The organism is Mariniflexile soesokkakense (genome assembly GCF_039650365.1).
GTDB lineage: Bacteria > Bacteroidota > Bacteroidia > Flavobacteriales > Flavobacteriaceae > Mariniflexile > Mariniflexile soesokkakense.
In genome coordinates this window covers 1-8,935 of record NZ_JAZHYP010000015.1, presented here as the reverse complement: position 1 = coordinate 8,935, position 8,935 = coordinate 1, and the positions used below count along the sequence as shown (strand labels likewise).

Annotated in this window: 9 protein-coding genes and 1 tRNA gene; 5 read left to right on the top strand and 5 right to left on the bottom strand. The window is 31.9% G+C overall.

Features of this window, described 5'->3' with window-relative positions:
* Both VP395_RS15685 and VP395_RS15680 read left to right on the top strand, forming a co-directional pair.
* Positions 1–665, top strand: a 665-nt coding sequence (locus VP395_RS15685; protein WP_346242976.1) for an RsiV family protein, incomplete at its 5' end; no start/stop codon positions are given.
* A 170-nt stretch (positions 666–835) separates the two neighbouring features.
* Positions 836–1,405 carry an outer membrane beta-barrel protein gene (locus tag VP395_RS15680; protein ID WP_346242975.1) on the top strand — a complete coding sequence of 190 codons (570 nt, stop codon included), beginning with the start codon at positions 836–838 and terminating at the stop codon, positions 1,403–1,405.
* 180 nt (positions 1,406–1,585) lie between these two features.
* Here the strand turns inward: VP395_RS15680 and VP395_RS15675 are convergent, their stop codons facing one another.
* Positions 1,586–3,172 (bottom strand): solute:sodium symporter family transporter, encoded by a 1,587-nt coding sequence (locus tag VP395_RS15675; RefSeq protein ID WP_346242974.1) that lies wholly within the window; start codon positions 3,170–3,172, stop codon positions 1,586–1,588.
* 106 nt (positions 3,173–3,278) lie between these two features.
* Between VP395_RS15675 and VP395_RS15670 the strand changes: the two genes are divergently transcribed.
* A complete protein-coding gene (locus tag VP395_RS15670) occupies positions 3,279–4,367 on the top strand; it encodes a formylglycine-generating enzyme family protein (protein ID WP_346242973.1) in 1,089 nt (362 codons plus the stop codon).
* 230 nt (positions 4,368–4,597) lie between these two features.
* Here the strand turns inward: VP395_RS15670 and VP395_RS15665 are convergent, their stop codons facing one another.
* The 4 genes from VP395_RS15665 to VP395_RS15650 all read right to left on the bottom strand — a co-directional run bounded on the left by VP395_RS15665 (position 4,598) and on the right by VP395_RS15650 (position 7,920).
* Positions 4,598–4,939 carry a rhodanese-like domain-containing protein gene (locus tag VP395_RS15665; protein ID WP_346242972.1) on the bottom strand — a complete coding sequence of 114 codons (342 nt, stop codon included), beginning with the start codon at positions 4,937–4,939 and terminating at the stop codon, positions 4,598–4,600.
* 2 nt (positions 4,940–4,941) lie between these two features.
* On the bottom strand, positions 4,942–6,351 hold the full coding sequence (locus VP395_RS15660; protein ID WP_346242971.1) for an MBL fold metallo-hydrolase: 1,410 nt from the start codon (positions 6,349–6,351) through the stop codon (positions 4,942–4,944).
* Between the two features lie 73 nt (positions 6,352–6,424).
* Positions 6,425–7,216, bottom strand: a complete 792-nt coding sequence (locus tag VP395_RS15655; RefSeq protein ID WP_346242970.1) for a sulfite exporter TauE/SafE family protein — start codon at positions 7,214–7,216, stop codon at positions 6,425–6,427.
* Positions 7,217–7,287: 71 nt separating this feature from the next.
* The gene (locus VP395_RS15650; protein WP_346242969.1) at positions 7,288–7,920 is read right to left on the bottom strand and encodes a Crp/Fnr family transcriptional regulator; all 633 of its coding nucleotides are present in this window, start codon (positions 7,918–7,920) and stop codon (positions 7,288–7,290) included.
* 211 nt (positions 7,921–8,131) lie between these two features.
* Between VP395_RS15650 and VP395_RS15645 the strand changes: the two genes are divergently transcribed.
* Both VP395_RS15645 and VP395_RS15640 read left to right on the top strand, forming a co-directional pair.
* Positions 8,132–8,205, top strand: a tRNA-Arg gene (locus VP395_RS15645).
* A 221-nt stretch (positions 8,206–8,426) separates the two neighbouring features.
* The coding region (locus VP395_RS15640; RefSeq protein WP_346242968.1) for a hypothetical protein at positions 8,427–8,935 on the top strand (509 nt) is incomplete at its 3' end.

The following is an 8,935-nucleotide window of genomic DNA, read 5'->3' as shown; positions in this document are numbered from 1 at the left end:
CCAAAATAAACAGCTACCAACATAATAGTTTGAACCGCCATACTGAATACAAAAACTACACCATCAATTTTAATTACCCTTTACTTAATGATTCTTATAATCGAACTAACGGAAATTTTAATAAGTTTATAAATGATTATTATATTAATATAACCAAAATTGAATCTGATATCATGGCGAGTAAATTGTTATGCGATAGTATAGAAGCTATAACATTTAAGGAAGAACGGTTTATAGATTACAAAATATACAATGTTAATGATCGGCTTGTAAGTGTGTTGTTTTATAAAGAAAATTTTTATTCGGGAGCCATGCATCCTAGTTATTCTTTCGACTGTTTTAATTTCGATTTAATTAGAGGCGTCTTTATGAAGTATGAAGATTTTTTTACGCAAGGATCAGAAGAAGAGTTAGTAGAAATCATAAACGAAACTATAAATAAACAAATTGGTAAAGGCAAGATGTATTATGATTGTTGGGAAGTATCTTCAGACGATTTTTTTATTAGTAAAAACAACTTTGTGTTTAACGATACTTATATCGAATTTTATTTTGATGATTGTGTGATATGTCCATCTTATACAGGTACGTATTCAATTGAACTTCCATTGACGGACTTGCGATCAGTTTTAAAAAAATACGGCTTAAATTCGTTGATTTTTTAACACAGCTATAACTCAATGAGTTGTTAGAATATGTAAATCATTCATTTGAAGTGTTGCAATCTATAGTGGAAAAACAAAAAGAAACACCTTGAGAAACATTATCGAAACAAAAAATAATCGCATTAAAACGAGGGCTGAAACTTTATAGTACAAACTAAAATTATTTTATCATGAAACAGATTAAAATAATAATGATTTCAATACTATTTTTAGGAAGTACACTAGAAGCACAGAACAAATGGTCTGCTGAGTTTAGACCAGGAATTAACTTTCCAGCGGAAGATTTTAAGGGCTCAAACATTGAAACTGGCTTTGGTTTTGAAGTCACTGTAGGTTATAGATTTATGGAACATTTGCATACCTATTTGGGTTGGGGCAATAATACCTTTTCAATAGAAGATTCTAATATGGACTTTGAAGAGAATGGCTATACCTTTGGTTTACAATTTATTCATCCTTTATGGATTTCAGAAGATTTATCATATTTATTTAGATTAGGTGCCATTTACAATCATTTAAAGCTTGAGGATGTGAATGGAGAACTCATTGACGATTCTGGTCATGGTTTGGGATGGCAAATTGAAACGGGGTTAGATTATGTAATTGGTAGTAACTGGAGTTTACGTCCAAGTTTAAGATATCGTTCACTTTCAAGAGATATAGATGTAATTCAAAATCAAACAATAAGCATGGATTTAAATTATTTGTCCTTTGGACTTGGCGTGTCTAAATCTTTCTAGTTTTCTAAATAATTTCTGGTCAAAAAGTTATGCTTTAAAGCTACCATGTTTATAATTGATTTATTGAGTTTATACAGTTAATTAAATTTCATTAAATATAAATAGCTTCAAAAAAAGTCCAGATTTTTAAAGTTTAAAAATCTGGACTTTTTTTTGAAGCAACTTTTACTAAACTGTAGCCTAAGAAAAATAGATATATATAGATACAACTATTAATATAATGACTGCTCCAATGGTTTTTGCGTGTTTCCAAGGAGTAATGTCTACCTCGTTTGTAAACACTTGGTTGTAATCTGATGTTCTTGGGCTTAACTTCCCAATAATTAGCATAATTATAATATTCATAACAAACAAAATAGCCATAACGTGTAAATAATGTGGATAGTTATCGGCTCCAAATACATAAGGTTTCAGTACAAATTGACTTATCATATATAAAATAGCACCCAAAACAATAGCAATATTTGCAGCTTTAGCAGGTACTCGCTTTGTTAAATACCCCACAACAATAATGGTTAAAATAGGAATACTATAACAGCCATTAACTTCTTGAAGGTATCCAAACAGGCCATCAGGTGCATTAGCAATAAAGGGAGCTACAAACATAGACAATAGAGCTAAAAACACCCCGAAAAGTTTACCGGCCTTCACAGTCTCCTTTTCCGAAGCTTCTTTATTGACGAATTCTTTATAAATATCAATACCAAATAAAGTAACAGAACTATTAAGTGCGCTATTAAAAGAACTTAATATGGCACCAAAAAGCACGGCAGCAAAAAAGCCAACTAAAGAAGCAGGTAATACTTGTGTTACAAGTTTGGGATAGGCTTCGTCTGGGTTTGCAAGACTACCTTGAAATAAATGAAAAGCAATGATACCGGGAACCACAACAATAAGTGGACCTAAAATTTTTATAAAAGAGGCGAGTAGTAACCCTTTTTGACCTTCTTTTAAATTTTTAGCACCTAAGGCTCTTTGTATAATAGCTTGGTTGGTTCCCCAATAAAATAATTGAACCAGCATCATACCTGTAAAAATAGTTGAAAAAGGTATTGATGAACTGGTATCACCAATGGCATTAAATTTTTCTGGGTTAGAAGTCATTAATGTGGTGATACCTTCAGAAATGCTCCCTCCTCCAATTTCGCGCAAACCAAAGAAAGGAATTAAAAGACCTCCAATTAATAAACCAACGGCATTAATTGTATCTGATACGGCAACAGCCTTTAAACCACCAAAAATGGCGTAAATAGAACCAATAATGCCTATTGAAAAAACAGTTATCCATAACGCCAAGTTTTTTGAAACACCTAACATTTCTGGTACATTAAACATAGCATTAATAGCTAAAGCTCCAGAATAAAGTACTATTGGTAATAATACAACAACATAACCTGATAAAAACAACCCTGAAGTAACTGCTTTAGTGGTTTTGTTGTAACGTTGTTCTAAAAAGGTAGGAATGGTTGCAATACCGCCTCCTAAATATCTTGGTAATAAAAACAAAGCTGTTATTACCATAGCTATGGCAGCTAACGTTTCCCATGCCATAACTAAAATACCTTCTTTATAGGCTGAACCATTTAATCCAACAATCTGTTCGGTTGATAGGTTTGTTAAGAGTAGCGAACCAGCAATAACAACACCTGTTAAACTCCTGCCTCCTAAGAAATAACCATCTGAAGTAGACTCATCAGTTTTCCTAGTTTTAAAATATGAGATTACAGCTACTAATATAGTAAAGCCCAAAAAAGATAAAATTTGCATAATGTTTTAGTTTAGTTTGGTTCAAATATAAATTATAGTTTGAATTTTTAAGCAGTTTTTGTTTAATATTCAATTTGTATATTTGTTACATTTCTAATTATTTAAGATGCGAACAAAACTCTTGTTGAGCCTTTATACATGCCTTATAATTATTCTTTTTGTTGCATGTAAAAACGACTCAAAAAAGAATAGTGAAAATATTTATGAAACAGAGCAAGGGGATGTTAATCCTATTGATGCTCCAGAAGGTATGGTTTGGGTTTCAGGAAAAACATTTATACAAGGCGCTAAAGACGGCGATAAATATGCTATGCATAGAGAAATGCCTGGGCATAATGTAACTGTTGATGGTTTTTTTATTGATATAACCGAAGTAACCAATAAACAATTCAAGGCTTTTGCTGATGCAACAAAATACATTACGATTGCGGAAAGACCAGTAGACTGGGAAGTAATGAAAAAAGAACTGCCTAAAAATACTCCTAAACCACATGATTCTATTTTGCAACCTGGAAGTTTAATTTTTAATAAAGATGTAAATAAAGTAGCTTCTATGGATAACTATACGCAATGGTGGATTTGGAAAATAGGAGCGAACTGGAAACATCCAGAAGGACCAGAAAGTTCTATAGAAGGGAAAGATAATTATCCGGTAGTGCACATAGCTTTAGAAGACGCTTTAGCTTATTGTAAATGGGCTAACCGAAAATTGCCTACCGAGGCGCAATGGGAATCTGCAGCTCAAGGTAAAGACACAGATAATATTTACACATGGGGAAATAATCCTGAAATATTAAATGAGCATGCCAATACTTGGCAGGGTGTTTTTCCTGTAAAGAACGAATCGAAAGATGGTTTTGAATTGATAGCGCCTGTAAAATCATATCCACCAAATTCCATAGGATTATATGATATGCTTGGAAATGTTTGGGAAATAACTAGCGATTTGTTTAATGTTAACTATTATAAAGAATTAGACATCTCTCAAACAATTTTAAATCCTAAGGGTTCCAATACTTCTTATAGCCCAGACAATCCCTATCAAGTAGAACACGTAATAAAAGGCGGTTCTTTTTTATGCAATACATCATACTGTGCCAGTTTTAGAATTTCAGCTAAAATGGGAATGAGTACAGATTCTGGTTCAGACCATACAGGGTTTAGAACTATCACAACTCTAGATATGATAAAATAGGTTTGCTTAATTTAATAGTTGCTTAGGGTAAAGAAATGGTAGGCTTTTCTATTTTGCTCTCAAAGCAAAATAAAAAAGCATTCTTAATTTAAGAATGCTTTTATTGCTATTAATCACCGTTATGGGTGAGTCTATTAAGACATGTCAAAAGTATTTAATATATTATTAAAGGTTTGTAACAAATGTTACTAAAGTTAAATTTTGAGAATGCAATAAAACAGTCAGCTTATTTATTCTTTCCAGTTTAAAAAACCGCCTTTTAAATCGTAAATTTCAGTAAACCCCATTTTAGCTAATTGGTTTGCGGCTTTGTTGCTTCGGTTACCGCTTCTGCAGTAAACATAAATTGGTTTTTCTTTGTTTAATTTCTCTAGTTGAGAATTAAATTTACTTGAGAAAAAATCGATGTTTTTAGCAGTTTTAATGTGACCAGATTTGAATTCAATGGCTGTTCTTACATCAATTAATTGCACAGAATTGCCTGTAATTTGTTTTTTGAATTCTTGTGTTTCCAATATCTTAATATTGGTATTTTGTACTTGGGTTCCGAAAAGGAATGAAAAAAAAGCCATAATTATAATGTTGTTGGGCATATGTAATCTGTTACGGGGATTTCTGCTTGTTTAATAGCAGCAAAACCTCCAGTTATATCAATTAAGTTGTGAATACCTCTGCTTTTTAAAATAGAAGCAGCAATCATAGACCTGTAACCACCTGCACAATGGAGATAAAAAGGTTGGTCTTCAGGAAATTCGTTAAGATGTTCATTTAAATAATCTAAAGAAGTGTGGTATGCATTTTTAACATGTTCAGATTTAAACTCACCATCCTTTCGAACATCAAAAACGGGCACTTGTTCTTTATCTAAAGTCTGTTTTAATTCTGAAGCTGAAATAGATGTTACAGTATCGTATTCTAAGCCTGCATGTTTCCATGCTTGAAAACCACCTTTTAAATAACCTAAGGTTTTATCAAAGCCTACGCGTGATAAACGTATAATAGTTTCCTCTTCTTTACCTTCGGGAGTAACCAGTAAAATAGGTTGTTCTACATCGGCAATAAGAGATCCAACCCAAGGGGCAAAATTACCTTCAATTCCAATGAAAATAGATCTGGGAATATGTCCTTTTGCAAATTCATCATGATGGCGCACATCTAAAACAATAGCACCTGTTTCGTTAGCTAGATGTTCAAATTCTAATGGTGTTAAAGGGGTTGTGCCACGATTGATAACATCATCTACATCATCATAACCTTCTTTGTTCATTTTCACATTTAAAGGAAAATATTGAGGAGGAGGCAATAATCCATCAGTAACTTCTTTAATAAATTCATCTTTGGTCATATTTGCACGAAGCGCATAATTGGTTTTCTTTTGGTCGCCAATAGTTCCAACAGTTTGTTTACTTAAGTTTTTACCGCAAGCAGAACCCGCGCCATGTGCCGGATATACAATAACATCATCGGCTAAAGGCATGATTTTGTTGCGTAAACTTTCAAAAAGTAAACCTGCTAAATCTTCCTGTGTCATATTCGCTGCTTTTTGTGCTAGGTCTGGTCTGCCAACATCACCTAAAAACAAGGTATCACCACTAAAAATAGCATGGTCGTTTCCGTTTTCATCTTTTAGCAAATAAGTGGTGCTTTCCATAGTGTGCCCTGGGGTATGTAAGGCTGTTAGGGTAATATTACCTAGTTTAAAAACCTGACCATCTTTGGCTATAATAGCATCAAAAGTTGGGTTTGCGTTTGGTCCATAAATTATGGGAGCTCCAGTAAGTTTTGTTAAGGTAACATGACCACTAACAAAATCGGCATGAAAATGCGTTTCAAAAATATATTTAATTTTTGAGTTATTACGTTTTGCTTTTTTAATGTATGGTGTTACTTCTCTTAAAGGATCTATAATAGCCACTTCGCCGTTACTTTCTATGTAATATGCACCTTGTGCTAAACATCCTGTATATATTTGTTCAATAGTCATAATTAAATAGTTATTAATTGTAAAAATAGGTCATTTTTCAAATTTTGACAGTAACAAAAGTTACAATTCTAGTTTATGAAAATTCTTTGGTAATTATATAAATAGCCATGATTAAAATAAACCAACCAAAGCCTTTTTTTAGTTTTTTGTTTGAAATATATTTTGATAAATAACCGCCTAACAGAACTCCCGAAATTGTTAAAAATGAAAATATTAGTAGGAATACCCAATCGGTATTTAAGTTGTGTAAATCACCTAAAAAACCAATTATGGAATTTATAGAAATGATTACTAATGATGTGCCTACGGCATTTTTCATAGATAAACCAGCCCAAAGTACCAACGCTGGTACATATAAAAAACCACCACCGGCACCAATTATTCCCGTAATGCCTCCTATAATCAAGCCTTGTGTAAATGTTTTATAATAAGGTTGCTTTATAAAAACAGTAGTTAATTTATGTTTGTTTTTTATCATGGAAATTGATGCAGCAAACATAACTAAGGAAAAAAATACCATGATGGCAATTTCTTTGGTTATAATAAATCCGTTTGAATTGAAAATTTCGTCAGGAATATTAGGAACTAAAAAGCGTCTTGTAAGGTAAACAGCTAAAAACGATGGAAAAGAAAAAGCTAAACCAGTTTTAAAATCGACCAGTTTTTTTTGATGTTTTTGAATAACCCCAACAACAGATGAAGTCCCTACAACAAATAGAGAATATGCTGTTGCAACTACAGGGTTGTAACCCAAAAGATATACCAGTAAAGGTACTGTTAGTATAGAACCACCACCGCCAATAATACCTAAAACAACCCCAATTAAGAATGCGCCTAAAAAACCTAAAAAATCTATAATAGCCATAGTTATGTTTTAAAATACAAAACTAGACTACTAAAAAGGTTAATTCAGTAACATAGGTTACATACACACTATTACAAGTCTAAAATTTTAATGCTGTTTCTGTTAAGTTTAATTTTGCCTTCATTTTCCAAAGTTTTTAGTAACCTGGAAATAACAACTCTGGAAGTATGTAAATCGAAAGCAATTTCTTGATGTGTTACCTGAATAACATCGTTATGGTTTACCATGGCTTTGTCTTTTAGGTACTTAAAAAGACGCTCGTCCATTTTTAAAAAAGCAATAGTATCAATGGCTTGTAATAGCTCGGTCATTCTATCATGGTAACTTTGAAGAATAAAATTTTGCCAACTTTTGTATTTACCCATCCACTCGCTCATTTTTTCAACAGGAATCATTATAAGTTTGGTGGGTGTTTCGGCAACTGCCCTAATTTCACTTTTTTTCTGCCCCATACAACATGATAGTGTCATGGCACACGTATCGCCACGTTCAATAAAATAGAGCAATAATTCATCGCCTTTATCATCTTCACGCAAAATTTTTACGGCACCACTAACCAACAAAGGCATCGATTTTATATAATTTCCAATGTCTATAAGTTGGAAACCTTCGGGTATTTCTTTAAAAGTACCAACACTGTTAATTTCCATTAAAAGGGCATCTTCAAAGAGGTAACCATAATTTTCTTTTAATTCATTAATCATTTTATATGATTTTGAAGCATAAAGGTATTGACTTAAAATTAAATTAAAGAAGAAATTAGTATCTTTAATGAAGGTATTTAGGTGATATTTAATTATATAATAAAACAAAACGAATTAACTAATAAAAATATCAATTTTATCTTTGTTAGATTTATAGTTAATTTTATATTTGCACACCGGAAAACAAAAATATTTTTGTTTATTGTGTTGAGGGCTCTTAGCTCAGCTGGATAGAGCACCTCCCTTCTAAGGAGGCGGTCTCAGGTTCGAATCCTGAAGGGCTCACAAAAAGCTTCACTAATTATTAGTGAAGCTTTTTTGTTTTTTATTTATACTGTTTCTAAGTTTGTTTGTCGGTAAATTTATGGGTTAAACGGAGGAATTTGAAAATGTCTTTAATTTTACCGAATATTGTATGTAATTAAATTTTTATGTTACCCCAATTATTACCAATAATCTTAAAAAACAACTTATTATAATCCCTTTGTTTTTTATTTACTTAATTAATGGCTAAATATTTTTATTTTATTCTGTTCTATTTGAGTTTGTTCTCTATATCTTTTTCTCAAGAAAGGGAAATAGCAACTGAATTTTCTACAGATGGAATTTTGTATAAAACCGTTGATAACCTTTCTCACACCTTTTCTCGTAGAATTACTGAATTTAAAGTTGATGAAGCTTGTATTGTGCTAGATTATTTGGGAAAGGATGTTTTTAAGATAAAATATAATGGTTGGGTTGGATATGTTGACTCCGAATATTTAGTTTTTAATGATGAAATATCTGATTTATTTTATGATTTTCAAGAAAAGGAAAGAATTAAATCTATTAAGCAAAAGGAAGCAAGACAGAAAAGAATACAAGAAATTGTAAGTAATGGAGAAACAGAAATAAATGAAAGTAGAATTCAAGATTCAATAGCCAAAGCTAAAGAAGAAGAGAAACAAAGATTAGCCGTTGAAGAGGCAGAAGCAAGAAAACTTGAGGCAGCACGTATTGAACGAATAAAACAGGA